The following is a 17,141-nucleotide window of genomic DNA, read 5'->3' as shown; positions in this document are numbered from 1 at the left end:
AGCGCATGCTAGACTGGGCATGATGAGGCCCATTTGGCCGGGCAGGTGGTAGAGTGCGTGTCGTTCGCAATGTTGGAACAATCAAAACACACCAACGCGTCTCACGACTGCTCCTCGTCGCGGGCTTACTCTGTCTGTTTGGCTCTATCGTGATGACGCTCTATCCGCAACTCCTCATTGGCGCCTACATTGTCCTCATTGCAGGGTTTCTTTCGTTCAATGCTGGCATGCAGAGCTGGGCAAAATGGAATCACCGTCCACGTCCCGACGAATTGCTTGATAGCACCCTACGGCGACTCAATGACCGATATACGCTGATCCATTACCCGAATATCAGTGGCCGTTTTCCTCCTGAACACATCCTAGTATGGCCTGGTGGCCTGCTTGTGATTACCACGCGCGAACTTGCTGGGCGCATTCAGGTAAATGGAAAACGCTGGCGCCGGCTCGATAATCTGTTGCTCCGCATCTTCACGTTCGGGGGGCCACCTCTTGGCAATCCAACCGTTGAATGTCTCGGACAACAGGAAGCACTTAAGTCATTTCTTGAACAGCAAGACTTGCCGGGAGCTGATACGATCGAGGGATTGATTGTTTTTGTTAACGACCGCGTCGAACTGCAAGTCATTCAAAGCGAGCTAACTGTCGTCACACGGAAAGAGCTCCCCGACGCCGTGCGTGCGCTCGGCAACGAGCGCCGGCTCCATGCCAAAGAGATCGAGGAAATCGTTACGGCGCTCTCACAAGGCGAGGCTGTCGAAGGGCCAATTGCGCTCCCAACACGCATAGCAGAGGAGAAAAAGGCTCGGACAGCATAGCGACGCATGACTGAAGAGATCAGGAGTAATCACAACTGGAACATAATTGGCCATGAGGCAGCTGTACGCCAACTGCAGCAAGCACTATCGCGCGGACAGCTTGCTCATGCCTACCTTTTCAGCGGGCCGCCGCACATTGGCCGGCGCACGCTCGCCGTGCGCTTTAGTCAAGCGCTTTGCTGTCAAGCTCCTGATGACGAACGGCCGTGCGGCCAGTGTCCCGCCTGTCGACGCATAAGCCACGGAACGCATCCTGACTTCATCACGATATCATCTCCTCAAGGCGACACGCATGGAGGCAATACTCGGATTTCGATTGAAACGATCCGCGAGATCCGGACAGCGATCACGCTTCGCCCGCTTGAGGCTCCATACCGTATCGTGCTCCTTGATGGTGCTGACGAACTTTCGCATGACGCTGCCGATGCCCTGCTCAAGACCCTTGAGGAACCACCGTCGTATGCGATCTTCCTCTTAATCGTAACCAGCCCTGAAGACCTGCCAGAAACGGTGCGGTCGCGCTGTCAGCTGATTCCTTTGCATCCGGTGCCACGAATGCGCGTTCGTGCTGTCCTTGAGGCACAAGGCTATCCTTCGAGCGATGCAGCGCTTATTGCCCAACTCAGCCAAGGACGAGTTGGGCTCGCGCTACAACTTGCAGAGGATCCTGCCCAGCTCGAGCGTTATCGCACTGCAGGACAGATCGGCCTTACCATGCTGACGAATCGGCTCAACGCACTGCTCCAGGCACGCGAGCTTGCTGAACGCTATCGGCGTGGTCAGCGTGAGACAGTTACGCATCAGCTGAGTGTGCTTATCACGCTCTGGGACGACCTTCTTGCTCTTCGCGCTGGCCTCAGCGAGCGGATCGCCTTCGTCGAATTCCGCGAGACCCTTGATTCGTTGGCACAGCGGTGGGACATCGCCGCAATTGCCCAAGGACTTGCCGCAACGTGCCGTGCGCTTGCCGATCTTGAGGCTAACGTTCAAGCCCGTCTTGCCCTTGACACGATGGTGCTCGCATGGCCAAATCCACCAGCATGAAATCCCAGCGTACGCAGACCATCGTCGGGATCCGGCGATTAGGCAAGAGCCAGCTTGAACTTCTTCACGTTGAAGCCCCACCGCCGGAATGGATCGCCGTTGCGGGGCCAGCTGGCGAGGAAGTAGCACGCGTGCTTGTCACACCCGGCCACTGTCTCGGCAACATCAGACAAGCGCAAACGATAGCATGGCGTCCGCTTACAGAGAGTGAACGACGAGCAATTCGACAGCATGTGCTACGTGCCAGCCGTCTTGTGCCGCGGGTAATAGAGGCTCTTGCGCAAGCTGCTCCAGAGGCACAATTCAATGAAGTTCGTCCAACACTTTCGGACGGGATAGTCATCGGGATCTGGTCACAGCATCCTCTGCCGACACAGCTTGGCCCATGGCTAAGCTCCCAGCTTAGCCAAACCGTGGTAATTGAGGAACAGGCAAAAGCCCCCTCGCACATCGGCAGCGTTGGCCTGCCACACGATGAAACGCAGCGAGAATGTGAGCAGGCGCTCGCGCGGCTGTTCGCACGCCATGATTATGCTCAACCGCACTATCCCCGCCTCGGATCGTGGGTTGAAACGCCGAACGGTCCTGGGCGCGTCCTCCGTGTCGATACCCGCGATGCTGCCATTCTCATCCAAGACAATGAAGGCCGACAGGTTATGGTGCCTGCTACTCACTGTCGGCCAGTATCTTCGACGACGTAAATGCCAACGATTTCCAGGGCAGCGATCACTGACCAGCTGCGGGCGCAGCTGGCAAGTGAACCGTCAGCAGAGCACGGTCTGTCAAGATATAGGCAACACCGAGAATATCATCAACGACGAGATCGCGCATTGGAGCAAGTGATGGTGCGTTATCGGCAGCCATGAACTGCTGCACAAGCGTACCATCCGTCGTCACGCGGAGAATTCGCCCATCGGCAAGACCAATGTACCGATATGGACGATCAGGCTGGGCAGACAGCGCGACAGCGTCGGTAACAGCAGGATCAACAGCTGGCTTTGCCGTGCTCTCAAGCGCGCCGCGGTAGAAGGTGAGTATCGTCCCATCCTGGAGCAAGACGTAGATGCGACCATCGATCTGCATGTCACGTGCCTGGTGGAGCTGGTCTGCTGCCTGACCGCCAGTCCAATCTTCGGGCTTGTTCTGATATGCACCGCTCAGGAAACGGAGGATTTGGCCGTTTTGAGGGATGAGCAAGTACAAGTTCCCAGAGAACGAGCCAACGCGGGCAACACCACGATAAGCTGTACCAACAGTGCCGATTGGCAGACGAGTCCACCGTGCGCTGGTAGGATCAAAGAGGTAGGCATTGGCTCCATCGAAAGCGATCGGTGCACCATCAGCCCAGGCAGCACCGAGCAACGTGCCAACGCGCTGGCCATCAACAGTATCTCCAGGTTTCAGCAGTTGAATGAGTTTAGTACCGGTCGAGTCCAGTCGATAGAGCGCATCGGTGAGCAGATAAAGCTGGCCATTACCAAGGAACAAGCGAGGAGTTACGCCCTCGGGCGCAGGCGGAACTGCACCAAGGACTTGAACACCCTCAAGCCGCGTAATCTTGAAAACGCGGTCCCGGGCTGTCGCTAAGGCAGCACGCTCCTGGGCAACCCGCTGCGGATCAAGGTTAAGCTGGGCTGCAGCATCAAGTCGCTGGCTAGCCGTCTCAAGATAAGCCCGGGCAATAGTTGGGTTTGAGCTTTGCGTCGCCAGCGTACGTTCCTGCGCAGCAGTCTGCAGCAAGGTATCGAAGCGCGACCGAAGTGCTTGCTCATGATCATGGCGCACTGAAAGTGCGAAAGCAGCAGAGAGCAAACCAAGAGCGCTCACTGCAATGAGCCCAGTTAAGGGACTTACGGGCAGCCGAGGAAGTTGCCGGCGGACTGGCGTGAAATCCGGAAGGCGAAGCGACTCTTCATATCGTTGCAAACGTGGCAAACCAAATGTCCCGTCATCGGGCGGCGGGGCAATCTTAGGACGACGCCGAAAGAGGACCTGCCACAACCCGATGAACGCTACGACTGCCGCAACAGCGAGGCCACTTATTGTCTCGCGCAGGGTTGCCCCCCTCCCCCTGCCACGTTTTACCAGCTCAGAATCGTACGCTCCGTTGAGCGGCTCCCAGCGCTGCGTTGTTTCCGGATCAGTTTGCTCCTGTTCGTCAAGCGCATCGACCGAGGCAGTATCGAGCATCTCATCCGGCCGGCGATCCACACTGGGAGCCATCTCCTCACTGCTAGTCTGCCTGTTCTCGTCTTCAAGGTCAACTGCGACGGCATTATCATACGCAAACGCATCCTTAGCGCGAAGCCGAGGTCCTCGGAAACGGTGGACCACTGATATCCAATCACCAAGCAGACGGCGTCGACCTGGGCGGACATCAGGAAGAACAAGCACAACGGCGTCAAGTTCTTCATATCCGAGTTCTTGGCTCATCGCCTGCAATTCGGCAAAAATCGGCCGAGGGTCGTGGTTCGTCAGAAGCGAAGGATCCGCATGTTCAAGGAGCGCAGCGCCAAGCTCTGCACGGGTGAGGATAATGACATCACGCGGAGCAGTTTGGGTGTAGTACAGTGCTGGCTCAGCTGCACGCTGCTGGCCAAGAGGCAGAAGAGACGCCTGATCGTCCCGCAGGGGAAAACGATACAATTCGCCGTCCTGTTGGACGAAGGTGGCAGCTGGCGGCGCTGTCGCAAGAAGGAGTTCGCGATCCCAGAAGAATGCACAGGTATACCCGAAGCAACAACGTCGATCGGGAGTAGTGCTGGCATTCCATTCAGCAAGCCAATCATTTGCGGCAAGGCAGGCCTGGCGTACTCGTGCCGTGTAAGCGTCAACTGTTTGACCTGAGCGAGGCAGTGCAGCACGCCACAACTCTTGCTCAAACAATGCGAGGAGTTGTTCAGCAAGCTGCGCACTACGCGGGTTTTCTTCGACTGGTTGTAAAACAACAGCAAGTGCCCGACTCCCCGGAGTTCCAAGCATCCCGTGCCGCCACAAACGACTATAGGGCGACGTCGCAACAGCTGCTACTCCACCAGTGACGCTCGACGGCTGCCCTTGTTGGACTCGACTGCTCCGCTGTGCGACTCCAAGTGACACAAACGCCCTCCTTGCCAGCGCCACACTCGGTGGCAGCACTCGCACCGTTTCCAACCCTTGCCTCATTGGCACTGCTAGTCTAGCACAGCAGGTGTACGTACGTCTAGAGGCGGGAGGAAACTGCTGCGTACGAATGCGTGCTAGTCGCGGAAGAGCTCACGATAGTGTTCAGGAGCCGGGCGGAGTGTGATCTCACTCAAAACAATATCGTCGGCGTCACTTTGCTGCGCAGTCTCAGAAGGCAATGCGTCGCGGTGGTTCCCACTCGCTGAAGGCATCAGCGGGCCAACGAGATCCCGGATGGTTTCAGCCATCTCGCGCTCACCAAGTTGCCGAGCCAAATCGTACGCTAACCGCAAGTGGTAGCGAGCCTCACCATCGTTGCCCCGATCCAGCAGCAGAGCACCAAGGTTGTAGTGCAGAGCAAGCGCTGCTCGCCGATCACCAAGTTGCTCACTGAGCGTAATAGCTTGCCGATACGTGGCAATCGCTTCTTGGGTGTCGCCTTGCAAATCGAGGACAATCGCAAGCCCACGGAGCGCTCGAGCCATAAGTGACAACGCGTCAATTTCCTGTGCGGCCGCAAGCGCAGCACGGTAATGCTCGATAGCCTCCGGGAGAAAATTCAAAGACTGGTAAAGCTGTGCGATTTGTCCATGGAGCCGAGCACGCACTTCTGCGTTACCGGTCCTGGCGGCAAGGTCAAGCGCTTGGCGTAAGTAGCCAATAGCACCGTGAGGATTTGTCAGTCGACGCTGCAACTCAGCAAGGGAAAGAAGATAACGCAGCTGCCCAGCGACATCGCCCGTTTCAGCAGCAAGGGCTACAGCCCGGCTTAAGCAGGATTCGGCTTCTCGAGCAAGTCCACGATTCAGTGAAACGGCGCCAAGGAGCGCCAGCCCTTGTGCTTCAACCCGTGGATCACCGGCCTTTCGAGCAAGTACCACTGCCTGCTGTGCAGCACTTTGAGCATCACTCAGCTCACCAAACTGCAAGAGAAGTTCACCAGCTCCAGCAAGCCAGCGCGCTTCGTCAGCAGCAGAATCCCGCTGTCGCGCAAGCTGCAAGGCATTAGAGAGATACTCTAATGCCTCACCGCGATGATCGAGTGCACCGTGAGCGAGGCCAAGCAAGCCAAATACGCGCTGCCGTAAGGCAAGATCATCTTCCGGAATCTCTCCCATGATGCCCTGAATGAGTTCGAGAGCACGCGCAGGCTGACGCGCTTCGAGCTGGAGTTCCGCTGCATCGAGCACCGCGCGCAGTGCTGCCGATCGATTCCCGAGCCGACGCTCCAGATTGGCCAGCTGTTGATAGTGCTCAGCAGCATCTTGCAGGCGGCCAATCCGCCGCTCAAGAGAGGTCAGCCCGACGAGGCACCGGCTCTCCATCGTTAAGTCACCAGCAGCACGGGCACGGTCAAGCGCGGTAACAAGCGCACTACGGGCATGGGCAAAGCGCCCTTTCTCTCCTAAGAGCGCGCCAATTTGAATCGCAATCTCAGCCTGCAGCCGGTGATCAATCGTCCGCTCAGCTGCCTCCTGTGCTTGCTGCAAGAGGACATAGGCAGCGTCGAGGTCACCGAGTTCGCGCAGAATAACGACCTGGCGGAGCAGCGCATCCACCATCCCGGCATAGTGTCCAACGCGCCGCGCGCTCCGCGCAGCACGGTGGTAGAACTCACGGGCAGCCTCAAGATTGCCGTCTTGACGAGCAAGATCTCCAAGCATCAGCGCGGTTTCAACATCTTCAAGCGTATCGGTATCTTCGCGGCCTGATTCAAGCTGCTTCAACAAGAGTTCACGCGCCTTCTCGTGGTCGCCGCGATCAAATGCAAGCCGAGCAAGCCGTGCCAGAGCTCGGCGTTGGCCAACGACGTTGGCAATGCGTTGCGCAGCGCGAAGCGCTTCTCGGAGATGCAGCTCCTGCTCCGATGTCTCTCCTAACTCAGCAAGCAAATCCGCTGCACGCAGATTCGCCTCCATCAAGACTCGATCAAAGCCCTTTTGTCGAGCCGCCAGGATGACCAACCGCGCTAGGAGGAGAGCATGCTCTGGATGATCGAGTGCGATCCGACCAGACTCGTTCAAAACTTCCCAGAGATCGCCATCGGCCAGACGTGCGAGCGTTGTTGGCGCTTCGGCACCAGCATAGGCCTGCTCAACAGGAATCCGCCCAGCAACGGCATCTTCAGCCAAGCGATAGAGTGGGTTGCGCTCGATCCCTTGTCGTCGTCTCAACCACCGTCCAAACTGCTCGAGCATTCCCAGCTCCCTTGTTTCTCTTACGCTGACGGCTGGGCTGCGTGCTGCTCAGCCACCGCCATTGCCCATTGCAATATTTCACGGGTAATGTTGCCACCGCTGAGAATAAGCACGACACGCTTACCGGCAAGTTGCGGCTGCAGACGATGCGCTGCTGCTAAGGAAGCAGCCCCAGCTCCTTCAGCAACAAGGTGAACTGCCTCAAGAAACTCAACGATTGCCTGGCAGAGTTCACGATCACTGACCAGGATCAGCTCATCAACGAGATCGCGAATGATGCGAAGCGGAAGCTCAAAGGCAACACGTGTCGCCAACCCCTCTGCGAATGTGCTGCCCCCCTCGAGCGCGAGCAACCGGCCTTGTCGCCAGGATTCGTAGACGACCGGCATACCTTCAGTTTGCACCCCAACCACCCGAATCGCAGGGTTGACAGTCTTCATTACAATCGCGGTCCCACAGACGCCACTGCCTGCTCCAACCGGCACAATCACAACATCCGGGTCGGGTAACTCGTCAAGAATTTCGAGAGCGTATGTCCCTACGCCAGCGATGAGGTCGGGTTCGTTCGCAGAGTGGATATAGCGGAGGCCTTCAGCAGCGGCACGTTCCTCGCAGGCTTGGCGAGCCTCATCGAAATCTCGGCCCGTTAACACGACCTCAGCGCCAAGCCGTCGCATCGCAGCAAGCTTGATCGGGTTAGTTTGCTCAGGGGCATAAATGATGGCACGAGCGCCAAAAAGCCGTGCTGCATAGGCAATTGACTGCCCGTGGTTGCCGGTTGAGGCCGTGACCACCCCGCGAGCGCGCTCCTCAGGACTCAGCTTGCTGAGGAGATACACGCCACCACGAACTTTAAACGCGCCAATCGGCTGCAAACTCTCGCATTTGACGTAGACTTCGCAATCAAGCCGTTCGCTGAGCACCGGAGAATAAAGGAGCGGTGTCGGCGGCAGATAGCGACGGACAACCTGGCGGGCGCGGAGAATCTCTTGAAATGTCGGTGGCTCCAAGCGCATCTGACCCTTCCTGCGCAGACACGTGCTCCGGATTGTACGCACACAGCGTACGATACGTAGCGGGTAATGTCTAGGCGTTTTTGTCCTGATTTTTACAGGCTGGTCGGACGCAAGATCGTTAGCAAGGAGGCAGCATGCGGTGGGAAGAGCGAATCTCAGCAGCGATCGCCCGATGCGGCGCTCCGCTTTGTATTGGGCTTGACCCGATGCTCGAGCACCTGCCCCAACACTTGCCACGTACTCCAGAGGCTATTGTGCACTTCAACCGCGCCATCATTGAGGCAACAGCTGCGTTTGCTTGTGCGTACAAGCCAAACTTGGCCTTTTATTTGATGCACGGCCCAGCTGGTATCGCTGCGCTTGAAGAAACGCGTCGGCTCATCCCCCCCACTCACCTTGCTATTCTCGATGCCAAAGTCGGAGATATTGCGAGCACGACAGCAGCGTACGCCGAAGCCTTTTTCACCCGTTGGCAATTCGACGCTGTCACGGTGCAGCCGTACGTTGGAGAGGAAGGGCTTCGCCCGCTCTTGCTACGCCCTGAGCATGGTGTGTTCGTCCTGGCACGAACCTCAAATCCAGGCGCAAAAGAACTGCAAGACCTGGTGGTGGAACAAAACGGAGTTGGCCAGCCCATCTACCAAGTCGTCGCGCAACGCGTCCGAATGTGGCATGCCCAACACGGTACGTGTGGGCTCGTGGTTGGCGCAACCTATCCAGCAGAATTAGCCGCAGTGCGACAGGCTTGCCCGGAACTTCCGTTGCTTATTCCGGGGATCGGCGCCCAAGCTGGAGATCTTGCCCAAGCTGTTGCAGCTGTTCGACAGGGGCATGGGCCGGCACTTTTCACAGCAACCCGCTCAGTCATATACGCAAGCAATGGCCGTGACTTTGCCGACGCAGCGCGACAGGCCGCCCAATCATTGCATGAGGCACTCCGCCAAGCCTTCCAAAACTGAGAACTGTGCGCAAAGACACAAGTGCCTTCCTGGACAATTCCAGGAAGGCACTTCACCGACAACGCGATCACCGCAGACTAGTCCGCAGAGGTTGGAACAGCAGTCAGCGCTTTGGCGATCGCCTCGTCGAACTGTGGCAAATCGGCAGGGACGCGCGAAGTAATGAGGTTGCCATCAATGACAACTGGCTGATCGACGTAGTTAGCACCCGCATTCTTGACATCATCGCGGATCTTGTTGACGCAGGTCACCGTGCGGCCTCGCAGCACGCCAGCGGAAATCAGCAATTGCGGACCGTGGCAGATGGCCGCAACGAGCTTACCGCTCTCAACGAACTGGCGCGCGAATGCCACCGCGCGGTCATCGATTCGCAAATTCTCCGGCGAGCCACCGCCCGGGATCACCAAGGCGTCGAAGTCATCAACAGAGACCTCGTCGATCGTCTTATCAGGCTGGAGAACCGCGCCCTTCTTCCCAGTAATCGGCTCACGGTTGAGACCAATGACAACGACAGTTGCTCCGTGCTGCTCGAGGTAGCTCTTCGGATCAGTCGCCTCGACGTCTTCAAAGTTATTTGCAACGATCATCGCAATACGCTTGCCCGTCAGCTCAGCCATATCGCCCTCCTTCCTGCCTACCACGAAAAATCATGACACAACGCAGAGAAATTGACAAGGTTTATAGCAGAGATTGCCGCTAGGAACGGCGGCGCAAGCGCGGGTCAAGGGCATCGCGCAGTGCATCACCAAGGAAGTTAAACGCGAAAACGGCGAGGAAAATCGCAATCCCCGGCCCCACACTCATCCACCATTTGAGATTCGCCAGATAGCGCTGGGAGTAATAAATATCCTGCCCCCAGGACGGGTTTGGCGGCTGAGCACCAAGCCCAAGAAACGAGATAGTAGCACCACAGAGCAGACAACGATACTTACGAGATCATCGTGCAAGATCGCGCTGCTGGAAGAGCATGAGCGCCACGAGAGCAGCAATGACGCCGAGCAATGCGCTAAGCAGTACGCCAAGCCACGGAATGGGATCGCCCGCAAGGGCAGCGCCGGTACGAAATGGAGTGAAAATACTAACCAATCGCAATAAACGAAGCCGTTCGCTCAGCTCAGCGACAACGCGAGCAACGTACATGAAGAACAAGATACCCCCAGCAATTCCCGCAGCCTGCCCCCGTGTCCGGGCTACAGCTGAGCAGCAGACAGCAAGCCCGCCAACAGCGAGCAGGAACGCACCAAGCACGAGAAATAATCGAGCATATCCCGTCGCTGACGCATGCTCGCCCGCCAGCAGAAAATCGAGCATCACACCAAGCACACTCACGCTGGCAAAGAGCGCAATGGTGCCGAGCAAGGCAACCAGCTTACTTGCCAGGAGGCGTGCCCGACTCACTGGTACCGACAACCAGATGTCGATGGTTCCCTGATCGAGTTCCTGAGCCACAGCCGAGGAGCCAGCCAGCGCAACGAAGATGATGGCAGCAATCGGCCAAACAAAACCGAAGACCTCGGCCTGTAGAAACGAGGAGAACGAAGCAGCAGGACTCTGCGGCACGCCAAAGGCGGCAAGCACGCCCTTGGGAAACGCTTGAGCATATTGTTCAATCGCACTCGCAGCACTGCGCACTGGGTGCCAGAGCGGCCCAAAGAGGAGAATATACGCAAGAATTCCGAGCGAGAACCAGAGCATAAGAGACTGCCAGTCACGGAGTGCTTTTCGCACCATAACCCCATTCATGCCTGCACCTCCGTTGGATGTGCTGCTTCCGCATCGCGATAGATCGCTAAGAAGACGCTTTCAAGATCGGGCGGCGCATAGGTGAAGTCGCGAACAGGCAATTGACTGAGCCGACCGAGCAAGGCGCGGACATCACCCTGGTTCGTCAGTTCAACGTGCCGGCCCCCATCATGGATCGCAATGATCTGCACGCCAGGAAGATCAGCAAACGCGGCCTCGGTTACCGGCGCGGTCAACCACACTTCCATACGACGCGCGTAACGCTGGCGTACCGTCGTAATCGGTTCGACTAGGAGCAATCGGCCATCACGGATAATCCCGACTCGATCGGCGAGCTGGTCAACTTCAGAAAGACGATGGGAGGAGAGAAAAACCGTTTTCCCGCGCGCCTGCTCCTCGCGCAGGACTTCAACGAAGACATGCTGCATCACTGGATCAAGGCCACTCGTCGGCTCGTCAAGCACAAGCAATGGAGGATCATGCATCAGCGCAAGGATCAGCGCGAGTTTCTGACGATTTCCCGTCGAGAGCGTCCGCACCCGTGGGCCAGGATCATAGTCAAAGCGGTCAAGCAACTGGCGAACCCGACCGCGGTCAACACCGCCGCGGAGTCCAGCAAAGAGGTCAATATGCTGCCACCCCGTGAGATGGTCATAGAGACGGATATCACCAGGAACATAGCCAACGTAACGCTTTACCGCGGCAGCTTCGCGCCAGCAATCGTAGCCGAAGATGCGAGCCTTCCCACGTGTGGGACGCAATAGCCCCATTAACAGACGAATCGTCGTGGTTTTACCGGCGCCGTTCGGCCCAAGGAAACCGAAAATCTCCCCAGGCTCAAGTGTGAAGGTCAAGTCTTCGACACCTCGTCGTGCACCATAAAAGCGCGTGAGTAGTTCAGTCTGAAGTGGTCTCTGCTGCTCCATAGTCAGGCTCCTTTCGCATTCGCTCCATGCTGTACGCCGTCATGACGGCATCAACTTCCTGGAGATAAGCACGCAACACACGTTTGCCGGCTTCAGAGTCACCGCCATCCGGAGGAGCAAATGCACGCTGCACGATATCGGCAAGAGCATCAACAAGCACTGTGGGCGGTGGAACGACAGCTGACGGGTAATATTCGGCAGCACTCATCATGCCCAGAGAGATCAGCGAGAGCAGGTAGGTTGCAAGCTCCGGGGAGAGATCAGCACGAATTACGCCTGCCTGCTGAAGCTGCGCAACCAGCACCGAGTCAAGCTGCCACTGCCACTGCGTTATTCGCGGGCTTGCCCGACGCAAGTAGTTACCCAGGACTCTCCCCTGGGTTGTAAGCAGTGCCCGCACAAAAGGATTGGCAAACGAGGCAGCCATACCATGCCGAACAATCGCGCCAATCGTGCCACCCTGGGGGTCAGCTTCCACCCGGGCCAGGAAGTCGGCATTTACCTGGCGCAGCGTTTGAAACAGCAGCGTTTCAAAGAGCGCCTCTTTACTCGGCCAGTACAGATAGAGCGTGCCTTTTGCGATGCCAGCCTCGCGCGCAATGTCGTCCATCGTGGTCTTGTCATAGCCATAATGCGCAAAGAGACGGCCCGCCACCTCAAGAATGTGCTGGATTCGCCCGTCATCGAGTCGTGTCAACTGGTATCACCCCTCCCTTCTGACGTGCTGACTAGATAAGCTTATTCAGTCAGCACGTCAGAATCCTAACACGACGCCGCATGAAGCGCAATGGGGCTCTTGGGATGCGTCTGCAGACAACCGGCAAAGGACATGGAGTACGCGACGCTGTGCGATCCATTCCGTACCAGGATCCTTCTTGGCTGCAAACAAAACGCTTCGGTCGTTACGCGGAATCCCTTGACATTTCGTCCCGCTGATCGCAGGGGTTTCTGCTGTCCTCGAGGAACACATCACACAGTAGACAAGCAATCGAAAGGCTCTTGACAACGGCCCCTGATCTGACTACGCTAGGTGCCGACAACGAAATGACGGAGACCACGGGGGCTTGGGGAACCAGGCTGAGAGGGTGGCTTAGGAAACTCCGCCACCGACCGCTGGAACCTGACCTGGGTAATACCAGCGAAGGGACGGTCTACACCGGAGGACGCTGGCAGCTCAGGCAGCGTCCCTTTTGTTTCTGCCATACCGCTGCGCGCTGTTTCCCCGGCCTGCCGCAGAAAGGAGCTCCCCAATGACGCCTGACACGGCTGCGCTGCATGCTGCGCTCACCCAGCGGCAGGATGCATTGCTAAAGCTGGCCCAGCGCCTTCTGGCTTTTCCTACGCCAAATCCGCCGGGAAGGAATACTGCCGAAGCCCAGGCGTTTCTCGCTGATTTCCTTCGCCAACTTGGCTGCACGGTTGAGCAATTCGATGTTTATCCAGGCGATCCCGACGTCATCGGCGTCTTGCCTGGCAAGCAGCGCCAAGCAGCCTGCTCGCTTCTGATCAATGGTCATATTGATGTCGCAGAAGTTGGCGACCCGGCTCGCTGGAGTGTGCCGCCTTTTGCTGGAACACTCCGCGATGGACGGCTTTATGGTCGAGGCGCAGCGGACATGAAAGGCGGACTTGCTGCTGCGCTCTTTGCGCTTCAGGTGATCCGCGAACAGGGCATCGCGCTCGCCGGAGACGTCATCATCGAGTCAGTTGTCGGGGAAGAACAAGGAGAGCCTGGCACTCGCCGTTGTATCGAACGCGGCTATCGTGCCGATTTCGCTATTGTACCGGAACCAACGGAACTCTCGATCGTTGGTCAAGGCGGCGTGATCACCGGGTGGATTGAGATCATCAGCCCAGAGACGCTCCATGACGGCATGCGAGCTCGCACCATCCACGCTGGTGGCGGCGTTCTTGGAGCAAACGCGATCGAGAAGATGGTCTTGGTCATTGAGGCGCTGGAGCGCCTGGAGCGCCATTGGGCCGTTGTGAAGCAATACCCAGGCTTCCCGCCAGGTTCGACGACGATCAACCCAGCAGTTATTGAAGGTGGGCGACATCCGGCCTTTCTTGCTGATCGTTGTGCACTCTGGATCACCGTGCACTTCTATCCCAATGAACAATGGCAGGATGTGGTTGCCGAGATCGAGTCATACGTGCTCGCAGCAGCCCAGTCGGACCCCTGGCTTCGACTGCACCCGCCCCGCTTCCGTTGGGGCGGCGAGTCAATGCTGGTTGACCGTGGAGAACTCTTTCCTGCGGCCCCACTTCCGCTCCACCACCCCGGCTTGCTCACACTGCGCCAGGCACATGCACAGATCTGGGGAAACGAGCCAGCCACTGGGATGTGGCCCTCGGTCTCTGACGCTGGCTGGCTCGCAGACGCTGGCATCCCAACCGTGGTGTACGGTCCGGGAAGCCTCGCCCAAGCGCATACCGTTGACGAATGGGTCAGTGTCGAAGCGCTGCTGGGTTTCAGCCATGTGCTAGCTGAGTTCATTGTCCGCTGGTGCAATCGCCCGAAGGAGGCCATGTGAGTGAGCCCACAATGCCGTTCTGGCGAATTGAGATACGGAACGTGAGTAAGACCTTTTCGCACGCTGGTCAGCAACTGCTCGTGCTTGACACCGTGTCCTTGCAGGTGCGTGACCGCGAATTTGTGAGTGTCATTGGACCAAGCGGTTGCGGCAAGAGCACCCTACTCAACATTATTGCAGGGTTAGAGGAGCCATCCAGCGGCGAAGTGTGGCTTGATGGATCACCAGCACCTGAACGACTCGGGCGAGTTGCGTATATGCACCAGCGCGACCTCCTGCTCCCCTGGCGTACGGTGCTTGATAACGTGGTGCTTGGACTCGAGATCGCGGGCGTACCACGTGCTCAAGCACGGGAGCGTGCGCGAGGGTGGCTTGTACGCTTCGGCCTCGAAGGATTCGCCGACGTCTATCCGGCAGCGCTCTCGGGTGGCATGCGTCAGCGCGCAGCCTTCCTCCGCACGCTCTTGACTGAGCGACCAGTCCTCTTGCTCGATGAACCCTTTGGAGCACTCGACGCGCTCACACGGGCTGAAATGCAAGAGTGGCTGTTGGCGTTGTGGGGCGATGTCGGCCGCACAGTACTGTTTGTGACCCACGATGTCGAGGAAGCGATCCTGCTCGCAGATCGTGTCCTCGTCATGAGCCAACGTCCTGGCCGCATTCTCCGTGAGTATTCCGTTCCACTGCCACGTCCACGAACCTACCAGCATGTGACAGATCCGGCGTTCGTCGCACTGAAAGCGGAACTGCTCGCAACATTGCGAGCTGAGCGCGTGAAAGGCCAAGACAATGTTCCAGCCGTTCGGTCATGAAAGGCAGCCGCATGGACCACTTGTTGTACCCGTATTGGGAGTGCTCAGCGGACTTCTTATCTGGGAGTTAGCCGTGCGGTTGGCGCATCTCCCACGGTGGTTCCTGCCAGCTCCAAGTGCGATTGTCCAAGCATTTGTTCGTGACCGAGCACTTCTCTGGCGACACACTGCTGTCACCCTAGAGGAAGTCCTTGTTGGTCTTGCACTCTCACTCGTCCTTGGCCTGGCACTCGCGTTGGCGATCGCTGCTTCCCCAACACTGGAACGCACACTGTATCCAGCCATTGTCGCCTCACAAGCAATACCGGTAATTGCTCTTGCACCGTTATTGCTGATCTGGCTGGGATATGGCCTGAGTCCAAAGGTCGTGGTCGTCGTGCTTACCTGCTTTTTCCCGATCACGGTCAATACCGCCGACGGTCTGCGAAACGTCGATCCGGAACTTGTCGATTTAGTGCGCAGCATGGGAGGACGTGGCTGGCACGTGTTCCGCATCGTTCGCTTACCTGGAGCGTTACCAAGCTTCTTTTCAGGGCTACGCGTTGCCGCTGCAGTGAGTGTCATCGGAGCTCTGATCGGCGAATGGGTGGGATCCTCAGCTGGTCTGGGATACCTGATGATTCGTTCAGCCTCACAGTTTCTGACTGATCGCGTCTTTGCCGCAGTTGTGATTGCAGCTGTGCTGAGTATTGGGCTGTTCTGGCTTATTGGCTGGGTCGAACGCATCACGCTGCGCTGGCGTCAGCTGCCACGCAGCGAGCGTCCAGCTGCAGCACGATAGGAGGAGGTAAGGCAGATGACCGAGAACGCTCTTCTCCGCTCGAAGTCAGCTCGCCTCACGCGTCGTATGCTCCTTCGCGGGGCAACCACCCTCGGGCTTGGGATGCTCCTTGCCGCCTGTAGCAACACTGGGCCGACTCTCACGCCAGGACAGAATACAGCTGACCGTGGAACAACACCATCACCTGCCCGAACCCCTTCTCCCGCGACACAAACAACAGGGCAGACGAGTGTTAGCGTCGCTCTGGACTGGTATCCCTGGTCAAACCACACCGGGCTCCTGATGGCCCAGGAGCATGGTGCGTTTGCGCAACAAGGACTGGATGTACGCCTTGAAGTCCCAGCTAACCCCGACGACGTGCTGAAGCTCGTTGCGACTGGACGCAATACCTTTGGCATTAGCTACGAGACAGACGTGTTGGAAGCACGGGCCCAGGGATTGCCCGTTGTCTCAATTGCAGCTCTTGTTCAGCACCCACTCAATTCTGTTATGGCACTCAAACGCTCAGGCATTACTCGGCCGCGTGACCTTGTGGGGAAACAAGTAGGATACCCCGGGATTCCGAGCGACGAGGCCTTGTTAGCGACGATGCTCGAGAGTGACGGCGCCAAACTTGATCAAGTGCAGCTCGTTAACGTGGGCTACGACTTGGTCGCTGCACTCCTTGGCCACAAGGTCGATGCCGTCATCGGCGCCTACTGGGTGCATGAATCAATCCTGATTGAGCAACAGGGCGAGCAAGTAACAGTGCTGAAGGTTGAAGATTGGGGGGTGCCGGATTTCTACGAACTCGTTATGGTTACAAGCGATGACCAGGTCAAGCAACACGCTGATCTTGTGCAACGCTTTGTCCGCGCAATGATCCGTGGCTACCAAGATGCCCAAGCGAACTTACAGGCTGCCGTCGACCTTCTCGTCAAACGCTACCCCGACACGAACCGGAGTGTTGAAGAAGTTGGCATTCAGCGCTTGGCTCCGCTCTGGACAGCTGGAGTGCCCATTTTTGGATGGCAAGAAGCGAGCCGATGGCAACAGTACGCCACCTGGATGAAATCGCGAGGGCTCTTATCCGGCCAAGTTGACCCGAATAGCGCATTCACGAATCAGTTCGTTGAGGCCGCCCGTACCAGTGCATAAGGAGGAGT

The 17,141-nt window shown here is 57.7% G+C and carries 16 protein-coding genes and 1 riboswitch; of the genes, 8 read left to right on the top strand and 8 right to left on the bottom strand.

What is annotated here, in order from left to right; translation table 11 throughout:
- Window positions 1-53 precede the first annotated feature (53 nt).
- Genes N675_RS07645 through N675_RS07635 form a run of 3 tightly spaced genes read left to right on the top strand, consistent with a single transcriptional unit; the run spans window position 54 to window position 2,563 of the window.
- Window positions 54-818, top strand: a complete 765-nt coding sequence (locus N675_RS07645) for an NERD domain-containing protein (RefSeq protein ID WP_038038825.1) — start codon at window positions 54-56, stop codon at window positions 816-818.
- Window positions 819-824: 6 nt separating this feature from the next.
- Entirely contained in the window at window positions 825-1,862 is a 1,038-nt protein-coding gene (holB, locus tag N675_RS07640; RefSeq protein WP_038038824.1) for a DNA polymerase III subunit delta', read from the top strand.
- Window positions 1,841-2,563: a hypothetical protein gene (locus tag N675_RS07635; protein WP_156100845.1), complete on the top strand. Its 723-nt coding sequence runs from the start codon at window positions 1,841-1,843 to the stop codon at window positions 2,561-2,563. Before holB ends, N675_RS07635 begins: the two co-directional genes overlap by 22 nt.
- A 25-nt stretch (window positions 2,564-2,588) precedes the next feature.
- Here N675_RS07635 and N675_RS07630 read toward each other — a convergent pair whose 3' ends face one another.
- The 3 genes from N675_RS07630 to N675_RS07620 form a co-directional block, all read right to left on the bottom strand.
- Window positions 2,589-4,961, bottom strand: coding sequence for a hypothetical protein (locus N675_RS07630; RefSeq protein ID WP_038038822.1), 2,373 nt, complete (start codon window positions 4,959-4,961; stop codon window positions 2,589-2,591).
- 140 nt (window positions 4,962-5,101) lie between these two features.
- Window positions 5,102-7,225 carry a tetratricopeptide repeat protein gene (locus tag N675_RS07625; RefSeq protein WP_051914449.1) on the bottom strand — a complete coding sequence of 708 codons (2,124 nt, stop codon included), beginning with the start codon at window positions 7,223-7,225 and terminating at the stop codon, window positions 5,102-5,104.
- A gap of 20 nt (window positions 7,226-7,245) precedes the next feature.
- A complete protein-coding gene (locus N675_RS07620) occupies window positions 7,246-8,241 on the bottom strand; it encodes a threonine ammonia-lyase (RefSeq protein ID WP_038038820.1) in 996 nt (331 codons plus the stop codon).
- Between the two features lie 134 nt (window positions 8,242-8,375).
- Here N675_RS07620 and pyrF point away from each other — a divergent pair, with 134 nt between their 5' ends.
- Window positions 8,376-9,200, top strand: a complete 825-nt coding sequence (gene pyrF, locus N675_RS07615) for an orotidine-5'-phosphate decarboxylase (RefSeq protein ID WP_038038818.1) — start codon at window positions 8,376-8,378, stop codon at window positions 9,198-9,200.
- Between the two features lie 77 nt (window positions 9,201-9,277).
- Here pyrF and N675_RS07610 read toward each other — a convergent pair whose 3' ends face one another.
- The 5 genes from N675_RS07610 to N675_RS07595 all read right to left on the bottom strand — a co-directional run bounded on the left by N675_RS07610 (window position 9,278) and on the right by N675_RS07595 (window position 12,566).
- Window positions 9,278-9,817, bottom strand: a complete 540-nt coding sequence (locus N675_RS07610) for a type 1 glutamine amidotransferase domain-containing protein (protein ID WP_038038817.1) — start codon at window positions 9,815-9,817, stop codon at window positions 9,278-9,280.
- A 79-nt stretch (window positions 9,818-9,896) separates the two neighbouring features.
- The gene (locus N675_RS14045; RefSeq protein WP_277870641.1) at window positions 9,897-10,100 is read right to left on the bottom strand and encodes an ABC transporter permease subunit; all 204 of its coding nucleotides are present in this window, start codon (window positions 10,098-10,100) and stop codon (window positions 9,897-9,899) included.
- Between the two features lie 36 nt (window positions 10,101-10,136).
- Window positions 10,137-10,943 (bottom strand): ABC transporter permease subunit, encoded by an 807-nt coding sequence (locus N675_RS07605; RefSeq protein WP_038038816.1) that lies wholly within the window; start codon window positions 10,941-10,943, stop codon window positions 10,137-10,139.
- Window positions 10,940-11,869: an ABC transporter ATP-binding protein gene (locus tag N675_RS07600; protein ID WP_038038815.1), complete on the bottom strand. Its 930-nt coding sequence runs from the start codon at window positions 11,867-11,869 to the stop codon at window positions 10,940-10,942. The genes N675_RS07605 and N675_RS07600 overlap by 4 nt, the downstream gene beginning before the upstream one ends.
- Entirely contained in the window at window positions 11,841-12,566 is a 726-nt protein-coding gene (locus N675_RS07595; protein WP_038038814.1) for a TetR/AcrR family transcriptional regulator, read from the bottom strand. Before N675_RS07595 ends, N675_RS07600 begins: the two co-directional genes overlap by 29 nt.
- 349 nt (window positions 12,567-12,915) lie before the next feature.
- A riboswitch (TPP riboswitch) is annotated at window positions 12,916-13,034 on the top strand.
- Window positions 13,035-13,119: 85 nt separating this feature from the next.
- On the opposite strand from N675_RS07595, the gene N675_RS07590 reads away from it, so the two are divergent.
- From N675_RS07590 to N675_RS07575, 4 genes are read left to right on the top strand one after another with little or no spacing between them, the layout of a single operon-like run.
- The gene (locus N675_RS07590) at window positions 13,120-14,403 is read left to right on the top strand and encodes an acetylornithine deacetylase (protein WP_038038812.1); all 1,284 of its coding nucleotides are present in this window, start codon (window positions 13,120-13,122) and stop codon (window positions 14,401-14,403) included.
- 11 nt (window positions 14,404-14,414) lie between these two features.
- A complete protein-coding gene (locus tag N675_RS07585; RefSeq protein WP_051914585.1) occupies window positions 14,415-15,215 on the top strand; it encodes an ABC transporter ATP-binding protein in 801 nt (266 codons plus the stop codon).
- Entirely contained in the window at window positions 15,193-15,996 is an 804-nt protein-coding gene (locus N675_RS07580) for an ABC transporter permease (protein WP_051914446.1), read from the top strand. The genes N675_RS07585 and N675_RS07580 overlap by 23 nt, the downstream gene beginning before the upstream one ends.
- Before the next feature lie 15 nt (window positions 15,997-16,011).
- On the top strand, window positions 16,012-17,133 hold the full coding sequence (locus N675_RS07575) for an ABC transporter substrate-binding protein (RefSeq protein ID WP_231577970.1): 1,122 nt from the start codon (window positions 16,012-16,014) through the stop codon (window positions 17,131-17,133).
- Window positions 17,134-17,141: the final 8 nt, after the last annotated feature.

Origin of the sequence: Thermorudis peleae (assembly GCF_000744775.1) — a bacterium.
Classification (GTDB): Bacteria; Chloroflexota; Chloroflexia; order Thermomicrobiales; family Thermomicrobiaceae; genus Thermorudis; species Thermorudis peleae.
This window is presented reverse-complemented; position numbering and strand designations above follow the sequence as displayed.

Excerpts from the sequence above, each read along its gene's own strand:
- N675_RS07600 (WP_038038815.1), bottom strand. The coding sequence starts at position 11,869 with ATGGAGCAGCAGAGACCACTTCAGACTGAACTACTCACGCGCTTTTAT.
- N675_RS07610 (WP_038038817.1), bottom strand. The coding sequence starts at position 9,817 with ATGGCTGAGCTGACGGGCAAGCGTATTGCGATGATCGTTGCAAATAAC.
- N675_RS07635 (WP_156100845.1), top strand. The coding sequence starts at position 1,841 with ATGGCCAAATCCACCAGCATGAAATCCCAGCGTACGCAGACCATCGTC.
- N675_RS07625 (WP_051914449.1), bottom strand. The coding sequence starts at position 7,225 with ATGCTCGAGCAGTTTGGACGGTGGTTGAGACGACGACAAGGGATCGAG.
- pyrF (WP_038038818.1), top strand. The coding sequence starts at position 8,376 with ATGCGGTGGGAAGAGCGAATCTCAGCAGCGATCGCCCGATGCGGCGCT.
- N675_RS07620 (WP_038038820.1), bottom strand. The coding sequence starts at position 8,241 with ATGCGCTTGGAGCCACCGACATTTCAAGAGATTCTCCGCGCCCGCCAG.
- holB (WP_038038824.1), top strand. The coding sequence starts at position 825 with ATGACTGAAGAGATCAGGAGTAATCACAACTGGAACATAATTGGCCAT.
- N675_RS07575 (WP_231577970.1), top strand. The coding sequence starts at position 16,012 with ATGACCGAGAACGCTCTTCTCCGCTCGAAGTCAGCTCGCCTCACGCGT.
- N675_RS07580 (WP_051914446.1), top strand. The coding sequence starts at position 15,193 with ATGTTCCAGCCGTTCGGTCATGAAAGGCAGCCGCATGGACCACTTGTT.
- N675_RS07585 (WP_051914585.1), top strand. The coding sequence starts at position 14,415 with ATGCCGTTCTGGCGAATTGAGATACGGAACGTGAGTAAGACCTTTTCG.
- N675_RS07590 (WP_038038812.1), top strand. The coding sequence starts at position 13,120 with ATGACGCCTGACACGGCTGCGCTGCATGCTGCGCTCACCCAGCGGCAG.
- N675_RS07605 (WP_038038816.1), bottom strand. The coding sequence starts at position 10,943 with ATGAATGGGGTTATGGTGCGAAAAGCACTCCGTGACTGGCAGTCTCTT.